General features: G+C 67.7%; 21 protein-coding genes. 15 read left to right on the top strand and 6 right to left on the bottom strand.

Annotated elements, in window-relative coordinates; all coding sequences use genetic code 11:
* Nucleotides 1–3: 3 nt before the first annotated feature.
* The gene (locus tag ACTVCO_RS06595; RefSeq protein WP_443727600.1) at nucleotides 4–1,521 is read right to left on the bottom strand and encodes an ABC transporter permease; all 1,518 of its coding nucleotides are present in this window, start codon (nucleotides 1,519–1,521) and stop codon (nucleotides 4–6) included.
* A gap of 210 nt (nucleotides 1,522–1,731) precedes the next feature.
* Nucleotides 1,732–3,543: an ABC transporter substrate-binding protein gene (locus ACTVCO_RS06590; protein WP_443727599.1), complete on the bottom strand. Its 1,812-nt coding sequence runs from the start codon at nucleotides 3,541–3,543 to the stop codon at nucleotides 1,732–1,734.
* A 425-nt stretch (nucleotides 3,544–3,968) separates the two neighbouring features.
* Here ACTVCO_RS06590 and ACTVCO_RS06585 point away from each other — a divergent pair, with 425 nt between their 5' ends.
* The gene (locus ACTVCO_RS06585) at nucleotides 3,969–4,376 is read left to right on the top strand and encodes an HNH endonuclease (protein WP_443727598.1); all 408 of its coding nucleotides are present in this window, start codon (nucleotides 3,969–3,971) and stop codon (nucleotides 4,374–4,376) included.
* 7 nt (nucleotides 4,377–4,383) lie between these two features.
* Nucleotides 4,384–4,824, top strand: coding sequence for an alternative ribosome rescue aminoacyl-tRNA hydrolase ArfB (gene arfB, locus ACTVCO_RS06580; protein WP_443727597.1), 441 nt, complete (start codon nucleotides 4,384–4,386; stop codon nucleotides 4,822–4,824).
* Nucleotides 4,825–4,911: 87 nt separating this feature from the next.
* On the opposite strand, the gene ACTVCO_RS06575 is transcribed toward arfB, so the two are convergent.
* Nucleotides 4,912–6,162 (bottom strand): ATP-binding protein, encoded by a 1,251-nt coding sequence (locus tag ACTVCO_RS06575; protein ID WP_443727596.1) that lies wholly within the window; start codon nucleotides 6,160–6,162, stop codon nucleotides 4,912–4,914.
* A gap of 390 nt (nucleotides 6,163–6,552) precedes the next feature.
* Here ACTVCO_RS06575 and ACTVCO_RS06570 point away from each other — a divergent pair, with 390 nt between their 5' ends.
* Nucleotides 6,553–6,987 carry a hypothetical protein gene (locus ACTVCO_RS06570; RefSeq protein ID WP_443727595.1) on the top strand — a complete coding sequence of 145 codons (435 nt, stop codon included), beginning with the start codon at nucleotides 6,553–6,555 and terminating at the stop codon, nucleotides 6,985–6,987.
* Nucleotides 6,988–7,075: 88 nt separating this feature from the next.
* Complete coding sequence (locus ACTVCO_RS06565; protein WP_443727594.1) at nucleotides 7,076–8,047, top strand: tocopherol cyclase family protein; 972 nt, start codon at nucleotides 7,076–7,078, stop codon at nucleotides 8,045–8,047.
* On the opposite strand, the gene ACTVCO_RS06560 is transcribed toward ACTVCO_RS06565, so the two are convergent.
* A complete protein-coding gene (locus ACTVCO_RS06560) occupies nucleotides 8,009–9,118 on the bottom strand; it encodes a tellurite resistance/C4-dicarboxylate transporter family protein (RefSeq protein WP_443727593.1) in 1,110 nt (369 codons plus the stop codon). The two genes, ACTVCO_RS06565 and ACTVCO_RS06560, sit on opposite strands and share 39 nt — an antisense overlap.
* A 108-nt stretch (nucleotides 9,119–9,226) precedes the next feature.
* Between ACTVCO_RS06560 and ACTVCO_RS06555 the strand changes: the two genes are divergently transcribed.
* From ACTVCO_RS06555 to ACTVCO_RS06535, 5 genes are all read left to right on the top strand, one after another.
* Nucleotides 9,227–10,372, top strand: a complete 1,146-nt coding sequence (locus tag ACTVCO_RS06555; protein WP_443727592.1) for a cytochrome P450 — start codon at nucleotides 9,227–9,229, stop codon at nucleotides 10,370–10,372.
* 115 nt (nucleotides 10,373–10,487) lie between these two features.
* Nucleotides 10,488–11,138, top strand: coding sequence for a hypothetical protein (locus ACTVCO_RS06550; protein WP_443727591.1), 651 nt, complete (start codon nucleotides 10,488–10,490; stop codon nucleotides 11,136–11,138).
* A 566-nt stretch (nucleotides 11,139–11,704) separates the two neighbouring features.
* Nucleotides 11,705–12,073 carry a DUF6318 family protein gene (locus ACTVCO_RS06545; RefSeq protein ID WP_443727590.1) on the top strand — a complete coding sequence of 123 codons (369 nt, stop codon included), beginning with the start codon at nucleotides 11,705–11,707 and terminating at the stop codon, nucleotides 12,071–12,073.
* 228 nt (nucleotides 12,074–12,301) lie between these two features.
* Nucleotides 12,302–12,547 (top strand): PKD domain-containing protein, encoded by a 246-nt coding sequence (locus ACTVCO_RS06540; RefSeq protein WP_443727589.1) that lies wholly within the window; start codon nucleotides 12,302–12,304, stop codon nucleotides 12,545–12,547.
* A gap of 256 nt (nucleotides 12,548–12,803) precedes the next feature.
* Nucleotides 12,804–13,286, top strand: a complete 483-nt coding sequence (locus tag ACTVCO_RS06535) for a hypothetical protein (RefSeq protein ID WP_443727588.1) — start codon at nucleotides 12,804–12,806, stop codon at nucleotides 13,284–13,286.
* Between the two features lie 150 nt (nucleotides 13,287–13,436).
* Here ACTVCO_RS06535 and ACTVCO_RS06530 read toward each other — a convergent pair whose 3' ends face one another.
* Nucleotides 13,437–13,925: a hemerythrin domain-containing protein gene (locus tag ACTVCO_RS06530; protein ID WP_443727587.1), complete on the bottom strand. Its 489-nt coding sequence runs from the start codon at nucleotides 13,923–13,925 to the stop codon at nucleotides 13,437–13,439.
* A gap of 140 nt (nucleotides 13,926–14,065) precedes the next feature.
* On the opposite strand from ACTVCO_RS06530, the gene ACTVCO_RS06525 reads away from it, so the two are divergent.
* From ACTVCO_RS06525 to ACTVCO_RS06510, 4 genes are all read left to right on the top strand, one after another.
* Nucleotides 14,066–14,329, top strand: coding sequence for a hypothetical protein (locus tag ACTVCO_RS06525; RefSeq protein ID WP_443727586.1), 264 nt, complete (start codon nucleotides 14,066–14,068; stop codon nucleotides 14,327–14,329).
* Nucleotides 14,326–14,562, top strand: a complete 237-nt coding sequence (locus tag ACTVCO_RS06520; protein WP_443727585.1) for a DUF2249 domain-containing protein — start codon at nucleotides 14,326–14,328, stop codon at nucleotides 14,560–14,562. Before ACTVCO_RS06525 ends, ACTVCO_RS06520 begins: the two co-directional genes overlap by 4 nt.
* 92 nt (nucleotides 14,563–14,654) lie before the next feature.
* Nucleotides 14,655–15,512, top strand: a complete 858-nt coding sequence (locus ACTVCO_RS06515) for an SDR family oxidoreductase (protein ID WP_443727584.1) — start codon at nucleotides 14,655–14,657, stop codon at nucleotides 15,510–15,512.
* Nucleotides 15,513–15,584: 72 nt separating this feature from the next.
* Complete coding sequence (locus ACTVCO_RS06510; protein WP_443727583.1) at nucleotides 15,585–16,196, top strand: NAD(P)-dependent oxidoreductase; 612 nt, start codon at nucleotides 15,585–15,587, stop codon at nucleotides 16,194–16,196.
* A 520-nt stretch (nucleotides 16,197–16,716) separates the two neighbouring features.
* On the opposite strand, the gene ACTVCO_RS06505 is transcribed toward ACTVCO_RS06510, so the two are convergent.
* On the bottom strand, nucleotides 16,717–17,271 hold the full coding sequence (locus ACTVCO_RS06505) for a YdeI/OmpD-associated family protein (protein WP_443727582.1): 555 nt from the start codon (nucleotides 17,269–17,271) through the stop codon (nucleotides 16,717–16,719).
* A 182-nt stretch (nucleotides 17,272–17,453) separates the two neighbouring features.
* On the opposite strand from ACTVCO_RS06505, the gene ACTVCO_RS06500 reads away from it, so the two are divergent.
* The gene (locus tag ACTVCO_RS06500; protein WP_443727581.1) at nucleotides 17,454–17,840 is read left to right on the top strand and encodes a hypothetical protein; all 387 of its coding nucleotides are present in this window, start codon (nucleotides 17,454–17,456) and stop codon (nucleotides 17,838–17,840) included.
* 38 nt (nucleotides 17,841–17,878) lie between these two features.
* Complete coding sequence (locus tag ACTVCO_RS06495) at nucleotides 17,879–18,814, top strand: RCC1 domain-containing protein (RefSeq protein WP_443727580.1); 936 nt, start codon at nucleotides 17,879–17,881, stop codon at nucleotides 18,812–18,814.
* The last annotated feature ends 37 nt before the right edge of the window (nucleotides 18,815–18,851 follow it).

Below are 18,851 nucleotides of genomic sequence, written 5' to 3'. Positions count from 1 at the left end.
CGATCACCGCCTGATCCGGGGGTCGAGCGCCGCGTACGCGAGGTCAGCGACGAGGTTCATGACGACGGCGGCCGTTCCTGTGACGAGGAAGAACGCCATAACGGGCGCGGGGTCGACCGCCTTGAGGCCGGTCTGGAAGAGCTCACCCATGCCCTTCCAGCCGAAGACCTGCTCGGTGATGACCGCGCCACCGATGAGGCCCGCGAAGTCGAACGCGACGATCGTCGTGATGGGGATGAGCGCGTTACGGAAGCCGTGCTTGACGATGACGACGCGCTCGGAGAGGCCCTTCGAGCGAGCGGTGCGGATGTAGTCCTGGTTCATCACCTCGAGCATCGACGAACGCGTGTAGCGCGTGTACGACGCGATCGAGACGAGCGTGAGGATGATCGTCGGGAGGATGATCTGCGCGCCCTTGTCGAGGAAGGACTCCCAGAAGCCTCCCGCGAAGTTGGGTGTCTGGGAACCGATCGTCGAGATGGGGCGGCTCTTCAGCCCGAGGAACGATGCCCAGTGGCGGCTCGCGACGTCCGCGACGATGAGCATGCCCATGATGACGGCGATCGACATCGACAAGATGGTGGCTGGCTTGCGCGAGTAGCCGCCGACGAACCAGCCGATGAGTCCGCCGACGAGAAGCAGGACGGGCAGGAGCGCGAAGATCGTTCCCCAGCCACCGTCGGTGAGCATGGGCAGGACGACGATGTGGCTCACTGTGCCGGCCGCGACCGTGCCGAGCGTCGCGTACAGGACGCGGCGGTTGCGGATCCCCGTGAACAGTGCGGTTCCGCCGACAGCCGCGCCGATGCCGACGAGGAGGACGAAGCCGAGGCCGAGAAGGGGGCGGCGGAACCACTCGGTGGCCGAGAAGTAGGACATCGCCGCGATGACGAAGACGAGGGTCGCGCCTGCGGTGATCGCACGGCGGCGCACTCCCCCGCCCAGGATTCCCTGGAGGATCACTCCGAGGACGACCGCGGTGATCGCGATCTGCCCGAGCGTGAAGGTGGGTTCGACGATCCAGTCGTTGAAGCGGATCGCGCCGAACTCCTTGAGGAGCACTGCGGCCCAGAACACGGGGAGCGAGAAGAAGAGGAACGCGAGGAACGTCACGACGTAGTCGAAGCCGGAGTACTGACGGATCGCGGTGACGATTCCGACGATGACTCCGATGACGATCGCGAGGACGGTCGCGAGGACGACGAGCCGGAGCGTCGAGGACGCCGCGTTGCCGAGCATGCTCACAACGTCGACGCCGTTGCGGTTGGTCCCGAGGTCGCAGCTGAGCGTAACGCACTTGGCGACGCCGCCGAGCCAGACGCCGTAACGCTGGAACCAGGGCGTGTCGAGGCCCATGAACTCTGTGCGCTGGCGGATGAGGTAGTCGCGGTTCTCGGCGTTCGACTCTCGAAGGTCCCCGATGGGGTCACCGGAGATGGTGACGAGGAAGAACAGCAGCATCGAGCCGCCGAGCAGCACGAGCAGCGATGCCCCGAGCCTGCGCAGGATGAACTTGGCCACGGACGATTCCTTCACGTCTCTGGGTGGTGCGGGGATGGTTTGGCACGGCACCGACGCCGACCCGCTCCGGTCGGGAACGGGTCGGTGGCATCCTCGCGCCGCTGGGGTGAGGTCGTTGGACGACCTCACCCCAGCGGTCTTGCTGTGCAAGCCTACGTCGCTCTCGCGACCTAGACGGTCGGGACGGCAGCTAAGCCGTCACCGGGTCGATCAGGACGCGCGAACCCACTGCTCCGCGTTCCACGCGACGGTCGACTGGGTCGAGGTCTTGCGGACGTTGGAGATGGTCGAGTCGAACGCGATGAGACCGGGGTGAGCGAACACGGGGATGTTGAGCATGTTGTCCCAGAGCTGCTTCTCGATGATCTCGATCTGCTTGAGCTGCTCGGCGCGGTCGAGGGTCGAGCCCAGGGCCTTCCACGCAGCGTCGATCTCGGGGACGTCCCAGCCGTGGTAGTTCTGGCCACCGTCAGAGGCGTAGATGTTCTGGCCCGAGACGATCTGGCCGGAACCTGCCCACGCGAAGAGCGCGATCTCGTAGTCGCCACGCTCCATGGTGCCGCCGGGCTGGAAGAAGTCAGCGTTTCCGGCGTCGACGACCTCGAAGCCAGCGTCAGCACAGCTCGAGGCGATGAGCGCGACCTGGTCGGTGCGGCGCTGGTTCGGGCCGGAGTAGCCGATCCGGACCTTGATGGGGGTCTCGACGCCGGCAGCAGCAACGAGCTTCTTGGCCTCGTCGATGTTCACCGTGTCGTAGCGGCCGTCGTACGCGGCGCTGGTCACGGCGGCGTAGTCGGGCTGGAACGGGAAGACCTCACGAGCGTTCATGATCGTCGCGTTCGGGTCGATCGGCTTGACGAGGTTGTCAACGATCGTCTGGCGCGGCACGCAGTACGCGAACGCCTGGCGAAGCTCGAGGGAGTCCTTGAAGGCACCGTCGTTGAAGTTGAAGTCGAGGTGCTCCCACGTGAGGGACTGACCCGTCTCCATCTTCACCGCGTCGCCGAGGCCCTCGATCTGCTTGACCGTGTCAACCGTGGCCTGGGGCTCGATGATGTTGAGGTCCTTGTTGGCAAGCGCCTGCACCTGGGTCTCAGGAGCTGCGAAGCGGTAGACCAGGGTCTTCGTCGCGGCCTTCGTGCCGAAGTAGTCGGGGTTGGCCGTCAGCGTGATCGACTGGCCAGCCTCCCACGACGAGAGCGCGTACGGGCCCGAGGTCGGCGTGATCGCCGGGTCAGGAAGCTGACCGGGCGTCTTGGAGAGCCAACCCTCGTTCCAGAACTTCGCTGCGGGGCGAAGCTTCTCGACGTCCTTGTCCTGGATCGCCTTGACGAGCTCCTCGACGGTCATGTCAGCCTGCTTGGCGACGATGTGTGCGGGGAACGCGCTGCCGACCTGAAGCTGGTAGTCGGGGTACGGCGCCTCGTACTCGTAGGTGAACGTCTTGCCGCCGATCTCACCCTGCGGGCCGGCGACGACGCGCTTGCCGAAGTCGAGTCCACCGACGTGGTTGAACAGCGGCTTGGCGTTGCCCTTGTCGTCCTTGCCGTCGGAGATCGCCTGGGCGGCCCAGTCGAGGAGGTAGTCCTCATATGAGATCGCCGTGCCGTCGGACCACTTAGCGGCGTCGCTCAGCGTGTACTCGACCTTCATGGGCTCGTCGGAGACGAGCTTGAACGTGCCGTAGTCAGCGTCCTGGTAGACGGTGCCATCGGTGCCGAAGTAGATGAAGCTGCCGAAGATGCGGTCGTTGACGACCGAGTTGTACGTCGAGTAGGTCTCGGGCGTGTTGCCGTTGTACCCGAGCCACTCCTCCGCGCCGAGCGAGTAGGAGATCGAGTCATCCTTGGTCGTGACGTCACCGAGGTCGGCCTTGCCGGAGTTCTCGGGGGCGGCGCTCGAGCCGCCGCTGGTCGTCGTGGTGGCGGGCGTCTTCGGGTCCTCGGACGTGCCGCACGCGCTGAGCACCAGCGCGCCAGACGCCAGGAGCGCGAGCGGAGCCGCAAACTTCCTGATCTTCAATGTTCCTCCTCGGGTGGTCAGCGCACGACCCCGGGTCGTCGGGTCCCGACGCGAGGGCAGCCACCCTTACGCCGTCGTGCGCCAAGACAAGAACCAACTGTGGTTCTCCGAAACCGTACACAGCAAATCTCGTGACGGGCGCGCCTTTCTGTGCTCCAGCCGACATCGTTACAAAGACGGAATGCCCCGACGTCCGCAGAAGACCCGCTGACGACGCCCAGCACGTGCGCCCGTGACCTGCAGCAACACGCCTAGATCTCACGTGTTGGACGAATTTCGCCCACTCTATGCGCATTGTTCGCACGCGCGGCGACAGCTTTGATGATTGTCCCGCTCGGCCCCATTCGTTACTTCGAACCTGTCGTTTCAGGTACCGGCCATTATCGTCCGGTCCGTGAGATGCGCCCCGGCGCTAGAGTCTGGGCATGCCACCCCGGACCCGCGTCGCCACGTATGCCCGTCGGCGCAAGCGGCGGCTTGCCGCCGTGACGAACGACCTCACTGGCGCTCAATGGGCCGACATCGTTGAGATGTGGGGCGGCTGTGCCTATTGCGGAGCCGACGACGTCAGCATGCAGAAGGACTGCGTCCTTCCCATCTCGCGCGGCGGCCGCTACACCGCGACGAACGTCGTGCCCGCCTGCCGCTCGTGCAACGCGAGCAAGTGCAACGACGAGGTCACCGGGTGGATGCGTCGAAAGAAGCTCGACGAGCGAAAGTTCCTCGGGCGTTGGGCGGAGCTGCTCCGCTCGGTGCGCACCGTCGTGCCCGACGACTCCGTCGACGCTGCGCTCGGCGACCCCACAGCCAGCGACCCCACAGCCGGCGCATAGCCACGCAGTGGACGACATCGTCGTGCTCCCCGCGCCTGGTGCGCCGCGCGGGCTGAGAATCCCGGCCCGCGAGCTCACCGAGCAGTTCTCGCACGCGTCCGGCCCGGGCGGCCAAGGAGTCAACACAGCGGACTCACGGGTCCAGCTGAGCCTTGATCTTGCGACGACGAGCGCTCTCGACGACGCGCAACGCACCCGGGTCCTGGCGGCGCTCGCACCCCGCCTTGCCGGGACGGTGCTCACGGTCGACGCGTCCGAGCAGCGCGCGCAGCACCGGAACCGTCGGGCAGCACGTGAGCGCCTCGCGGCCCTCCTCCGCGAGGCCGTCGCTCCCCCGGCCGTCCGCCGCGCGACCCGCCGAACCGCCGGATCCCAGCGGCGTCGTCTGCAGGCCAAGCGCGAACGCTCCGAGACGAAGCAGACTCGCCGCCGCCCGGCAGGCGACTGAGCCCCCTCACCCGAGCGGCCTCACCAGGACGACGCACGGGGTGTCTTCGCCCCACAGCTCGGTCTCCTCGAGCCCGAGCCCCCGTCGTCACGCTCCCAGGAGTGCGAGCGGGACGACCGCAACGCCGTCGGGCCTGCGGTACGCCGTCGTCCCCGTCGTGACGACGACGAGATCGGCGACCCGCTCCGGCACCTGCTCCCGGAGCCAGAGCAGGTGCCGCACGTCAGACGACGTGACGGCCGCGGCCAGCTTCACCTCGATTCCGACGAGACGTCCATCCGCCCCCTCGACGATGAGGTCGATCTCTCGATCGCCGGCACTGGTCCGCAGGTGGCTCACGCGCGCTTCGGCAGCCTGCGCCATGACGCGGACACCAAGCGTCACAAGAGATTCGAAGAGCGGTCCAACCAACGACGCGCCAGGCCCCGTGACAAGGCTGCTCGCGGACAGCCCGAGCAGCCGCGCGGCGAGCGCAGGGTCAGCGAGCTGGTGCTTGGGCGAGCGCTGGAGTCTCGTCATCGCGTTGCTCGATGGGCTCCACCCGGGGACCGGGTCGAGCAGCCAGAGCTGTGACAGGTGGTCCCTGTAGGCGATGGTCGTCGATCGTGCAGGCTGCCCTCCGTCACCAGCCGTGGTCGCGTCGAGGAGACGGGAGTAGGCGGTCGTCGTGGACGACGCGGCCGCATAGGCGGCGAGCCAGCGCCTCAGCGTCTCGGGGCGCCTGACACCGAAGCCCAGATCGGGCAGGTCACGGTCGATGATGCGCTGCACATAGGCATCCAACAGCTCGCGCTGCACGCGCGCGCTCCGTCCCGTGATGCCCGGGAACCCGCTGGACACGATGGATTCGACGTAGTCGGGCAGACCGAATGACGACGCCCCCTCGACGGGTGCCTGCTCACCCGTGAGCAGTCCGGCGAGCGAGACCGTCGACGCGACCTCGCCTCGCTCGTGCAGCCCCATGGGGCGCATGCGCAACGAGAGGATGCGTCCCGCGCCGCTGTGCGTGCCGGCCGCGTCGGCGGGCGTCGCGGAGCCAGTGAGGAGGAACCTCCCCGGCGGTGCGCCCGCATCCACCCGTCGGCGCACCGCGTCCCAGATCTGCGGGAGCCGCTGCCACTCGTCGATGAGCACCGTGCCGCGGGACAGCGTCGTCAGGCCGAAGTCTGCGCGTGCGAGTTCGAGGTGCGCGGGGTCGTCGAGATACCACGCCGCATCGGCCCGCCGTGCGGCCGAATGTGTCTTGCCGACGCCCTTCGGGCCGTCGATCGCGATCGCCGGCGCCGACGGCATGAGTTCGTCGAGCTCGCGGTCGATCGTCCGTTCCCGGTATGCCATGGGGCTCACCCCTCCTGAGTGTTGTTGGGCCATGCCCTGGCGCGTGCGGCGGGGTCGATGGCCGGTTCGGCTCGCCGGCATCTCTACGCTACAGATTTTATGCTCTCTACGCTACAGATTTCAGAGTCCCTACCCGACAGATCTCATGGCCCACCGTGGGGACAGGGTGGGGCCGGCTCACGCCGCGTCGAGCTCCGCGAGGACGGCCGACACTCGCTCCGGCACGGCCCACACGCGGTTCTGCGTCGGGCACGCGGGTCTGGACGCGCGTGCGCGACTGAGAGTCGCCCGTAGGCGGGCCCGGTCGACGGATCGACAGGAGCTCAGCGCGAGGGTGACGATGGAGGCCTGTCCGACGTCGACGTCGGGCCGCGACGCTGGGAGGAACGCATGGCTGACTCAAACGCTGGACTGTCCAAGGACGAGCGAGACGCAGTCAAGCAACGGGCTGCCGAGCTACGGGCCCAAGAGAAAGCCGGCAAGAGCCGCGCTGCCGGTGAGAAGGCGGTGCGAGAGGCGATCGACGCGATGACCGAGGCCGACCGGATCCTCGCCGAGGGTGTTGACCGCATCGTCGCCGAGGTCGCGCCACACCTCGTGCCGAAGACCTGGTACGGGTTCCCCGCCTACACGAACGCAGACGGGAAGGTCGTCGTCTTCTTCAAGGCTGCGGCGAAGTTCGACTCCCGGTACGCGACCCTCGGTTTCGAAGAGGCCGCGCAGCTCGACGACGGCGACATGTGGGTGACGTCGTTCGCTCTCCTCGCACTCACCGACGAGACCACACGGCAGATCACCGAGTACGTCCGCCGCGCAGCGAGCTGACGCGCCCATGGGGCTGACCGATCGGTTGAGGTCGACTGGCGCCGACCTGCCGTTCGGCGACCCGAGGCGTGCCCACCGCGGAGTCGCGATGGAGGGCTACTTCTGGCGTCTCACCGACCGCAGCACAGGACGCGTCGTCATCGCACTGTGCGGTGCAAATACCGGGCCACGCGGGCCGTGGGCGACACTCGGGCTCGCCGCGTGGCCCGACGGCGACGTCTGGACCGCTGCGGTCGACGGCGCATGGGCGGACCCGCGCGGCCTCGGTGTACGCGGAGGTGCAGGCCACTTCGAGGGTAGTGAGCACGGTCTGCACGTCGACCTCGGTCCCGACGCGCGGCTCGACGTCGAGATCCGCGAGCTCGTGCCCTGGCCGCGCCGCGCCTTCGGCGGGTCGAGCATCTTCCAGATGATCGGCGGCCTGACCCAGTATTGGCACCCGTGGCTGCTCGGCGGCAAAGCCACGGGGACCGCAACGATCGGTGACACAACCTGGGACCTGCGCGACGTCGACGTGTACGCGGAGAAGAACTGGGGTCGCGAGGGATTCCCCGAGACATGGTGGTGGGGGCAGGCCCAGGGGTTCGACGACCATGGGGCGTGCGTCGCGTTCGCGGGAGGCATCGTCAGCGCGGGCGCCCTACACATCGAGGTGACAGCGCTCGTCGTGCGCTTACCGAACGGCCACGTGGTCCGGCTGGGTAATCCGCTCGTCAGCCCTGTCCGGACGCGCACGAGCGACGACCATTGGCACGTGGCAGGGCGCGGCTTCGGCTGGCGCATCGACGTCGAGGCGTCGGCGCCGCTCGACCAGGCGTTCGTGCTGCCCGTGCCGCTGCCGAGCGAGCATCGCAACGTGCCCGGCGACCTGGAGCACCTCACCGGTGACCTCACCGTCACCGTCACACGTCACGGCCGTCGGGTCTGGTCGGGGCGAACAGCTCTTGCCGCGCTCGAGCACGGCGGACTCGACCGCGCACAGCGCGAGCTGCGCCGCCGCGGCCTCAAGCCGACGACACCGTCAGCCCCTCCACGATCGGGACCTCGGCCGAAGGCGTAGCTGAGTGCGTCTGCCGCGGGCGAGCACAAGATGACGGAGCATCGCTCCGAAGACGAGCGCCCACACGAGCACGGCGACGACGAGCGCACCGCCGCCGAGCGTCTCGACGAGCGGCAGGTTGTCCACGCGGCCCAGGTTGAGCGAGGCGACCGCGAACATGCCGACGGGGAAGACGATCGACCACAGCGTCGGGACGTAGGTGAGCGGGACGCGATGGACGACGTGCCGCCACACGCCGGCGCCGATGAGCACGGGCAGCAGCCAGAGGCAGAAGCTCCAGAAGATCGCGACTGTCCCCGCGATGAGCGCGCGCGTCGCATCGACCATGGGAGTCGACCCCATCGCGACGATGTCGCTGCCAGCAACGACCGCGATCGCCATCGCGCCCATCGCCACCCAGTACGGCGGTTCGAACTCGCGCGGCGTGATCCCGAAGTGGACGATGCGCAGCAGCACGAGGATCGCGACGCCGCCGTACAGCGCCACACCGACCGACCACGACAGGACAGCCACGAGCCCCACGAGCGCGCGGCCGTGCTCGAGGGAGGGGTGGATCGCGGTCATCGCGACTGCGAGCGACTGGCTCGCAACCGCCCAGATGAACCACGTGCCGTTCGTGCGCGCGAGCACCGGTAGGCCGTCACGCGTCATGAGCACCTGCCATGGCAGGACGTACCCGAACACGAGCCACAAGAGCGTGGCGACGACGACGAGCGGCACGGCGACGGCGACGAGCCCCTCCGCCACCAGGCGCACCGCGAGGACGTCGCTCGCCGCGACGACCGTGAAGTACGCGAACGCGGTCTCCGGGTTGCGCAGATCGCGCATCATCGCGGACCGGTAGGCGATCGCACGCCACACGTAGAGCACCCAGAGGACGAGGTAGGCGAGCGCCGCGATGACGAGCAACGCGACCGAGAGCTCACGGGCACCGACGGCGTTGAGGCCGACCGAGACGATCCCCGTTCCCATGACGAGCGCAAAATAGCCCGGAGAGAGACCCTCCACTCCGTTCATCGCCGCAGGTGGGGTGGCGAGGACTACTTCGGTCGACGCTTCATGCTCGTCCATGGCGACAGCGTACGGGGAGTGATCCGTGCGGCGAGGATCACACCCATGGGATGTTTTCACCGGCCAGTACCGTCGCGGTGTGCGGCGGCCCATGCACATACTGGCGTCATGTCGTTCCACGTCCCTGACGGTCTGTCCCCCGCGGGCCGCGATCTGCGCGCCTACACCGACGAGCTGCGTCCGGACCACCCCGTCGTCCGCAATGATCGCGACGAGTGGGTTCTGCTGCGCCACGACCTCGTGCGCCGCGCAGCCCTCGATCCGGCGACGTTCTCGAGCGCCGCGTCTCGATTCCGCCAGGTGCCCAACGGGCTCGACGGCGCCGAGCACGCCGCATTCCGCCAGGCGACCGACCCACTGCTGAGCGCCGACGCGCTCGCGCGGCACGTGCCGGTCTTCGAGCGCGTCGCCCGCGACCTCGTGGCGAGCCTTCCCCTGGGGGCTCCCATCGACGCCGTCGGTGAGATCGGCGCGGTGTTTGCGGTCCGCGCGCAGAGCGCATGGCTCGGCTGGCCGTCAGACGTTGAGGACCGCCTTCTCGCGTGGATCGGTGAAAACTACGCCGCGACGCGTTCGGGCGAGCTCGCGCGAACGCGCCAGGTCGCCGAGGACTTCGACGACATCATCCGAACCGTCCTTGCCGGCCGCACGCCCGACGCGTCGCCCGACGCCGACGTCACGGACCAGCTGCTCGCCGTGTCCGTGGACGGTGCGCCGATCGCGCACGACGACGTCGTCTCGATCCTGCGTAACTGGACAGGTGGCGACCTCGGCTCGATCGCGCTGTGCACAGGTGTCCTCGTTGCGGGCCTCCTCGCATCGCCTGGACTTCAGGCTCGGCTGCGCCAGAACGTCTCGGACGTCGAGCTTGACGCCATCATCGATGAGCTTCTGCGGCGCGACTCGCCGTTCATCGGCAATCGCCGGGTGACGACCTGCCCGGTCTCGCTCGACGGCGTTGAGATTCCCGCGGGTGCCCGCGTCAAGCTCCACTGGACGTCAGCGAACCGTGACGAGGCCGTCTTCGGCGACCCCGACGTGCTCGATGCCGAGGGCAACGCGCCGCACAACCTGGTCTACGGGATCGGGCCGCATGTGTGCCCGGGCCGCACGCTCGCGACCATCGAGCTGCGCACGCTCGTCCGAGCGCTCGTCGACGGCACGCGCGCGCTCATCGCCGACCCGATCGACGAGGCCACGCGCGAGGTTGCGCCCGTGGGCGGTTGGGCGCGCGTGCCCGTCGTCCTGGGCTGAACGGTCCGCCGCTCACTCCCCCGCTCGGCGACGGTTTGCGCGACGGGCATACGGGTTGTTCACAGTTCGACACCTCCGCGTGCGTCGGCGGCATACGCGCCCTATCTTCGACCGCATGCCCGCCACCGAGACCCCCACCCTGCGCACGCGGTCACGCGCCCGTACCAAGTCGCCGCTTCCCGCGATGACCGCCTGCGCGTTGGCAATCGGACTCACCGCATGCACATCGAGTGGGCCCAAGACGGCTCCGCCCCCTACTACGTCGGCAACACCAGCGGTCACAGCGACGACGCCCCCGCCCACTGCGGCGCCGTCACCCACCGCCGACCCCAACCCCGCCGGCCTGGCAGCGCTGCCCGCCAACGAGATCGACGCATCGTTCGTGACCATCGAGAACTTCTTCAAGGCTTATGCACACGGGCTAGCGACTGGGGATCGCACGCAATACTCCGAGCTCTATACCGCGGACTGCGAGACATGCCGAACTCTTGACGTCAACATCAGTCTCGTGAGGGAGCGGGGCGATCGCGCCCGGGGCGGGGAGATCAAGATCTGGCGCTCCGAGATGCTCAGTAGCGCAGCACCCGGACGCATCGCATGGCTTCTCGAAGTCGAGCTGGCCCCCCTGCACGTCGGCCGAGCCGACGGTTCGACTTTCGACGACAAGGGCTTCCAAGGCCGAATGCAAGTCGAGGTCGCACCAAATCCCAACGGCGGGTCGAGATTCGCAGTGTCGGGGATCGACACGGATCCCGTCGACCGATGACAGCCAAACGCCAGCTCGGTCTCAGGACGCCAAGAGCGCACACGCCTCACTACGCTCGTCCCACAATCCCGGCGACGTGGGTGCTGGCGCTCTGCATGCTCCTTGCATCGCCGGCTCGGACACCTGGCGTCCCATCACCGGCACCGGTTCAACGACCCACACCACGGCCTCCTTCGAGACCCGCGAGATCCGCTCGGTCCTCAGCTGAGGATCCCTCACGCGACCCTTCAGGCCGCGCTCCCACCGTCGGGTCGTCCACAGTTCGACACCTCCGCATGCGTCCGCCGCATACGCGCCCTATCTTCGACCGCATGCCCGCCACCGAAGCAGTCAAGACTCCCGCGCGCACCCCCGCCAGGGCGTTGAGCTCGGTGTCCGCTCTCTGCGCTCTCGTCCTTGCACTAACGGCGTGCACACCTAGCGGGCCGGTGACCACGCCATCCGCTGCTACGGCGACAACGTCGACGCCGTCGCTCAGCGTGCCACCACCCACTGCCACGCCCACACCTGATGCGAACCCAGCGCGACTCACACCGCTGCCCGATGACGAGCTTGACGCCGGACTCGTGACGATCGACAACTTCTTCAAGGCCTATGCCTACGGCTTATCGACGGGCGACGCGGGCCCATACAAGGGCGTTTACACCGATAAATGCAGCAAGTGCGACGCAATCCTGGTCAACATCGAGCAGGCGTCCACTCCCGGGACAAAGGTGTCGGGTGGCAAGTTTGAGTATTCGCGACTCGTCCTCCTCAACAGCACTGACGCCCGAAGGGCGGTATGGCGCGTAGATCTGACACAGGAAGAGACAACATTCACGTTCAGCGACGGGTCCACGACCAAGCTCGAAGGATTTGACGGCCCCGTCTTCATCGAAGTGGTGCTGGATGCACCGATCCGAGTGTCGGGGATCGACTCACGGGGTGTGGAATGAAGGTTCGCTTTCGAAGACCCTTTCGAGCCGTTGTCGATCGAATCGGACGCGTCGCGAGTGGACTCGCGCATGGGGCGCACTACGGGCTTCTCCTCGCGCTGTTCATGTTGCCGCTACAGGCGGTGAGCATCCAGGTGAGGCCCGATCCAGACTCTTCAATCCCTTCAGGTTCCTTCGATGGCCCGGAGACCGACGACGCTGCCATCACGCGTGAAGAAAGAAGAACTCGTGCGGGAATCGCCCCGAGCGAGCCTCCCGACCGCGATCCTGGGAACCGTCGAGCTCGAGGCCACCCCAACCACCTTCGCGTGGGACCCGGGCGACGGCACGGACCCGTTCACGTCCGCCCAGCCCGGCGCGCCCTTCCCCAACGACACGGTCACGCACATCTACACGAAGGTCGGAGAGTGCCGGATCACGCTCACCACCACGGCCTCGTTCGAGACCCGCGAGATCCGCTCGGTCCTCAGCTGAGGATCCCTCACACGACCCTTCAGGCCGCGCTCCGAACGTCGAGTTGTCCACGGTTCGACACATCCGCATGCGTCGGCCGTATACGCGCCCTATCTTCGACCGCATGCCCACCACCGTGGCAGCTCACACTCCCGCGCGCACCCTCGCCAGCGCGTTGAGCCCGGTGTCCGCTCTCTGCACACTCGTCCTTGCGCTAACGGCGTGCACGCCTAGCGGGCCTGCGACCACGCAGGCCACCGCTCCCTCCGCAAGCCCCATGGCACCCGCATCGGCGCCTCCCGTCACCGCAACGCCCACGCCGACGGTCGACCCCAACCCCGCGGACCTCGCGCCGCTTCCCGCGGACGAGCTCGACGCATCGTTTGTCACCATCGAGAACTTCTTCAAGGCGTACGAGCATGGGCTAAGGACGGGCAACCAGAGCGTCTTCACAGGCCTCTTCACGACACCATGCAAACCATGCACGGCCCTCCTCGGCAACATCGAGAGCGTGGCTGAGCCTGGCGTTCGCGCAGAAGGAGGATCGATCTCGTTCTCACGTGCCGACCTCCTGGAAAGCACGGTGCCCGGTCGTCTTGCATGGCGGCTCGAACTCACTCAACGTCCAACGACGTTCTTCGATGTCGACGGCACAACGACTTCACTCGACGGGTTCACTGGACCCACGCTCGTCGAAGTTGGAAGCGACGACGGCACATGGGTGATCACCGGTATCGACACAGCTCCGGGGCACCGGTGACTTGGCCACGCGTCACAGGCCTTCGACGTCGGCTTCTCGTGCGCATGCTGACGCCACTCGTCGAGGCCGGCACCGGCTCCACCACCCACACCACGGCCCCGTTCGAGACCCGCGAGATCCGCTCAGTCCTCAGCTGAGGATCCCGAACACTCAGCGCAGCGCTTGACACACCCACCCGTCAGGCAGGACGCCGTCAGCGAGAAGCGCGCGGACCTGAGCCACCTCGGACTCGTCGAGGTCCGAATCCATGTACGGATAGATGATCGGCTCCTCCTTCTCGTTGTGCCGCTCGAGCAGCTCGAGAATCGCGGTGCACGCCACCGCCGTCCCGTCGGCCGTCGCAGCCGGATCAGCGAGCTGACCTGCGAGCTCGTCGATCCGCGTCCAGAGCTCGCCGTGCTCACGCCGCATCACCATGAGCGGCATCATGAGCGCACCGGCGGGCAGGTGCGGGAAGACGATCTCCTCCTCGAGGTAGATGTGCCTGCGCAGCGCCTCAAGCGCCCTGAGGAGCGGGGCCGCGCGACGAGCAGGCTCGTCGCCAGAGGCGAGGTACGCCTCGATCCCCGCGTCGATCTCGTGGTGCTCGCGAGTGAACGCGTCCGCGAGCGAGAGAGCTGCGTCGTCCGTCGTCGTCATGCTGGTTCCTCGATCCCTGGCCGCCGCGGCCGCGCGCGGCGCTGCTCTCAGCGCCTCATCACCGACGGGTGCGGCTCGCACTCAGGGTAGAGTGAGAGTTACTACGGAACAACCTGTAGTTATTCAAGGAGGGTGCCCGGGTGGCAGCAGAAGGACAGGCCGACGACGCGCTGACGGCGACCGTCGGCTACCTCATCAAGGCGCTCCGGGCGCTCGGTCACGCGGGAGCGCCCGACGCCGCCAACCGGCTCGCCGCCCAGGCGTGGCTCGCTCTACGCGACGATCATGCGCGCCAGGCCGAGCGCCTCAATGGCGCGATGCACTACCTGGCCCGCCTCCCGCAGCAGCCCGGCAATCCCTCCACCACCGCACCCGCGCCACCCACCGATGAGGAGAACTCATGAGCACCGACCCGCAGCTCGACGTCCGCAACGACCCGCCGCAGCGACGTCACGAACTGATTCTGCAGAACTACCACGACCTCGAGGCGGGCCACGGCTTCGAGCTCGTCAACGACCACGACCCCAAGCCGCTGTGGTACCAGTTCGACGCCGAGTTCCCGGGCCAGTTCACGTGGGACTACCGTGAAGAGGGCCCGACCGTCTGGCGAGTGCGGATCGGCAAGCCTGCAGCGTGACCCACGCCGAGGCGGAGCCCCACCACGACGGCGCGGCTCCGCCTCGCACCACGCGACAACCACCACACGCGCCACAACCGGAAGGACATCTCATGCAGATCGCTGTGACAGGAGCAACGGGCCACCTCGGACGCCTCGCCATTGACGCGCTCATCACCCGCGGACTCGCTCCCCAGAACATCACGGCGATCGTCCGCGACGCCGCCAAGGCCTCCGACCTTGCCAACATGGGCGTTCAGATCGCCGTGGCCGCCTACGAGGACGAGACCGCACTCACGGCCGCGCTCCAGGGCGTCGACCGGTTGCTCTTCATCTCGGGCAGCGAGGTCGGTCAGCGCGTCGCGCAGCACACGAACATCGTCAACGCTGCCAAGCGCGCCGACGTGAAGTTCATCGTCTACACCAGCCTGCTCAACCTCGACACCTCGAAGCTCGGGCTTGCTCCGGAGCACGCCGCAACCGAGAGCCTGCTCTCCGCGAGCGGCATCGACCACGCGCTCCTGCGCAACGGCTGGTACTGGGAGAACTTTGCCTCCGCGCTCGACTCGGGCCGCGCAACCGGCAAGTTCTTCGGTGCCGCAGGCGCCGCACAGGTCTCCGGCGCTGCCCGTCGCGACTACGCGGAGGCAGCAGCCGTCGTCGTCATGAGCGAGAACCAGGCCGGCAAGATCTACGAGCTCGCCGGGTCCCCGAGCCTCTCGTACCAGGGCATCGCGGACGCTGCGGGCGCCGTCATCGGTTCGCAGGTCACCTACGTCAACCAGTCGGTCGAGGACTACCGGGCAACGCTCGAATCCGTCGGGATGCCCGCACCCGTCGCCGCACTGTTCGCGTCGATGGAGCCCGTGATCGAAGCCGGCGCGCTCTACTCGGAGAGCACTGACCTCCCCGACCTCATCGGCCGTCCCACGACCTCGGCAACCGACGCTTTCTCCGCGGTCTCAGCCTGACCACACCAGTCCGCCCGTGGCCCTCGCGTACGCACGTACGCTGAGCACACACATGCGCGAGGGAGGCACGGCGTGAAGATCACGGTTGTCGGAGGCTCACAGGGCACGGGTGCGGCACTTGCCGCTCTCGCGACCAAGGCAGGGCACGACGTCACAGCACTGTCGCGCAGCGGCGGCGCGCCAGGGGGCGTGCGGGCGCTTGCGGGCGACGCGACGAACGCCGACGTCGTCCGCGCGGCCATCGTCGGAGCGGACGCGGTCGTCGTCACCGTCGGGGGCGCCAAGGGCGCCCCACGCCAGCGCTCCGCCGTCACCCGGGCCGTCATCAGCGCGATGGAGCAGGAGGGCATCCGTCGCCTGGTCGTGCAGTCGTCACTGGGCGCAGGCGACTCGGGAGCCCTCATGCCCGCTCCCCTGCGGTTGCCCATGAAGGGTGTGCTGGCCGCACCTCTTGCCGACCACAACGAGCAGGAAGCCGCGGTCCAGGGCTCCGCCCTCCGATGGACGATCGTGCGGCCCACCGGACTCACCCACAAGCCTGCGCTCGGTACGTGGCGCGCGCTGCAGGTCGGGCAGACCGGTCGGCTCGGCGGAACGATCCCGCGAGGTGACCTCGCCGCTTACATGCTTGAGGCGCTCGGTGACGACTCGCTCATAGGCGCCGCCGTCGGCATCAGCAGCTGACGCAGCGCATGGCAACGCGCACGGGGGCTCACGCCATGGGGTGTTGAAAGCCAGTTCGCGACGAATCACGTCGGGCACTTCGCGCTCACGGGGCACCTGCTCCGCGCACTCGAACAGAGCCGCGATCCGCGAGTCGTCACGGTCTCGTCGTCCCTCTACAAGGGCGCGAACCTCGACCTCGCGACGCTCGGCAGCTCGGACCGCTACTCACTCGGGCGCGCGTACATGCGATCCAGACTCGCCAACGTCGTGTTCGCGCTCGAGCTCGAGCACCTCCTGCGTGCGTCGGGGAGCGCTGCCCGCAGCTTCGTCGCGCACCCAGCCCTGGCTCGCACACCCATGCACGGGATCTATCCGTCACGCCTGACGCGACTGATCACCTCAGCGTTGGCGCGCGACCGGTGGGCGCTCTCCGCCTTGCTCACTGGCGTGGAGTTCGTTGCCGGACCATCGGGGTAGGGAGCGAGCAAGACCGCCTGCATGAGCCGCCGAGCCTCCCGGCCCCATCCGGCACCCGGTGTCAGCGCGGGGGCGCGCCTGCCGAGTGACTGGCCGCCGCTGCACGGGATAGCCACGCGGGGATGCGGCCCGGCCGCTGGGGCGGGATCAGTTCGCCCGCCTCACAGCATGTGACGAGCATCCGTGCGCGGCGTTCACGCGTGGCGACCTGCTTCGCGGACATGATCCAGTGACGCACGGCCTTTCGGTAACCTGGCGTTGCGTGCTCAAGAAACGCGACCGACCCGGGCGAGGCGTCGACGATGGCCTGTAGGTCAGACGTGAGGTCACGCTCGGCGCTTTCATGAGAGTAGGTGCCGGAGCGATCACGGGTGCGACGTTCGAACGCCGCAACACCGGCAGGGTGCATGCGGCCCTCCGCCGTGAGTCTCTCGACGTGCGCGATATTGACGTTCGACCACGTGCTGCGACGAGCGCGGGGCGACCACCGCTGGCGACGCGAGTCGGCGTCGATCTTCTGGGAGACCGAGTCGATCCATCCAAAGCACAGCGCCTCGAGCACGGCGTCGGCCCACGTGAGTCCGCGGTCGTCGACGTGCGCGAGACGAAGCTCCATCCAGAGGTGATCTTCAGTCTCATGGTTGTGTTCAAGCCAGGCGCGGAACTCCCCGGCATCGCGAAAGAACGTGGCAGGTCGTTCAGGCGTTCCGCCCGGAGTGCCGTGGCGCGGGGTCATCTGCCAACTTTAAGTGCCTGCGCGGCGAGACAATCGTCACGTCACATCACGATCGGAGATCTATGAGCACCGAGACCCACCGCAGCATCGGCGAGGCGCTCAGCCCCCTGGAGAACACACTGCTCGACATTCTCTGCAGTGGCGAGGACGCCGCCTCTTCGATCGCGCGCGCACAACGCGCGACAGCGACGTGGGGCGGGTACGAACATGAGGGTTGCGAGTGTTTCCTCGTTGCAGTCGCGCCCGCCGAGGGGAGCGCAGCCATCGAGCACGATGGCGGCCCGTTTGCTTTGGCGGAAGTGTCCGACGGAGCAGAGGCACTCGGGCTTCTCGAACTCTGGGTCGTTGATGGACGTCTGCACTCCGTCAACTACATGCCGTTCGGCAATGATCACAGCGCGCTTCCAGCACCCGACGACTACGCGATCACCCTGATTGATCCAGCGTGACGGACCGAATGTCTGGCTTGAAGGAGCCGCAACCAGGCATGACAACGCAAAGCGAACTTCGCCCGGGTTCAGAGGCCCCTCGCGTCACCAGCCGGTGCTTGAATGGGGATTTCATCGAGGAGGAAGCGCAGGGAGCCCGCGTGGCAGCACTGGCGGCAGGTCGCAGGCACTCCGTGGCACTCCGACGCGATGGCACGGTCGTCGCCTGTGGCAACGGACGAGCCGGCGAGTGCGAGGTGGGTTCGTGGTCCGAGGTCATCTCGGCAGGTGCTGGCAATGTGCACACAGCCCGTAACACCGGACGCTCCCACACCGTCGGGCTGCGGGCCGACGGTACGGTCGTCGCGACGGGGTGGAACGGCGATGGACAGACCGACGTGGCCGCATGGCGTGACGTCACGGCCGTTGCAACAGGCTGGCGGACGACCCTCGGCCTTCGGAAGGACGGCACTGTGCTCGCCGCCGGGCGTCACGTCGAGGGCCAGTGCGCTGTCGATGATTGGCGAGACATCGTGTGGGTCGCGTCTGGGGACTGGCACTCCGTTGCTGTCCGCGCCGACGGAACCGTCGTCGCAACGGGAAGCAATGTGCGGGGACAGTGCGATGTCATGGACTGGAGGCGCGTCACTGCAGTCTCCGCCGGATACCTCCACACCGTCGGGTTGCGCGACGATGGCAGTGTCACCGCCACCGGTGAGCGCCGCAAGGGTGAGTGCGACGTCGACGGCTGGAGTCGAGTCACGGCGATCGCTGCTGGCAGCAGCCACACGGTGGCGCTCCACGACGACGGAACGGCCTCGGCGGTCGGCGACAACAGCTGGGGTCAGTGCGAAGTGCGCGGGTGGACCGGCTTGACGGCGATCGCAGCTGGATCGACGCACACCATCGGACTGCTTGGCGATGGAACCGCCGTGGCAACCGGTCGCAACAGTGACGGCCAGTGCAACGTCACCACCTGGAACGTTGCTCAGTGATCAACCACCCGAACCGGTCGGCGACGACCCCGACGCG

This window comes from Sanguibacter sp. A247 (assembly GCF_052324925.1).
Taxonomy (GTDB): Bacteria; Actinomycetota; Actinomycetes; order Actinomycetales; family Cellulomonadaceae; genus Flavimobilis.
The sequence above is the reverse complement of the archived record's forward strand: the minus strand, read 5'-3'. Positions and strand labels throughout refer to the sequence as shown.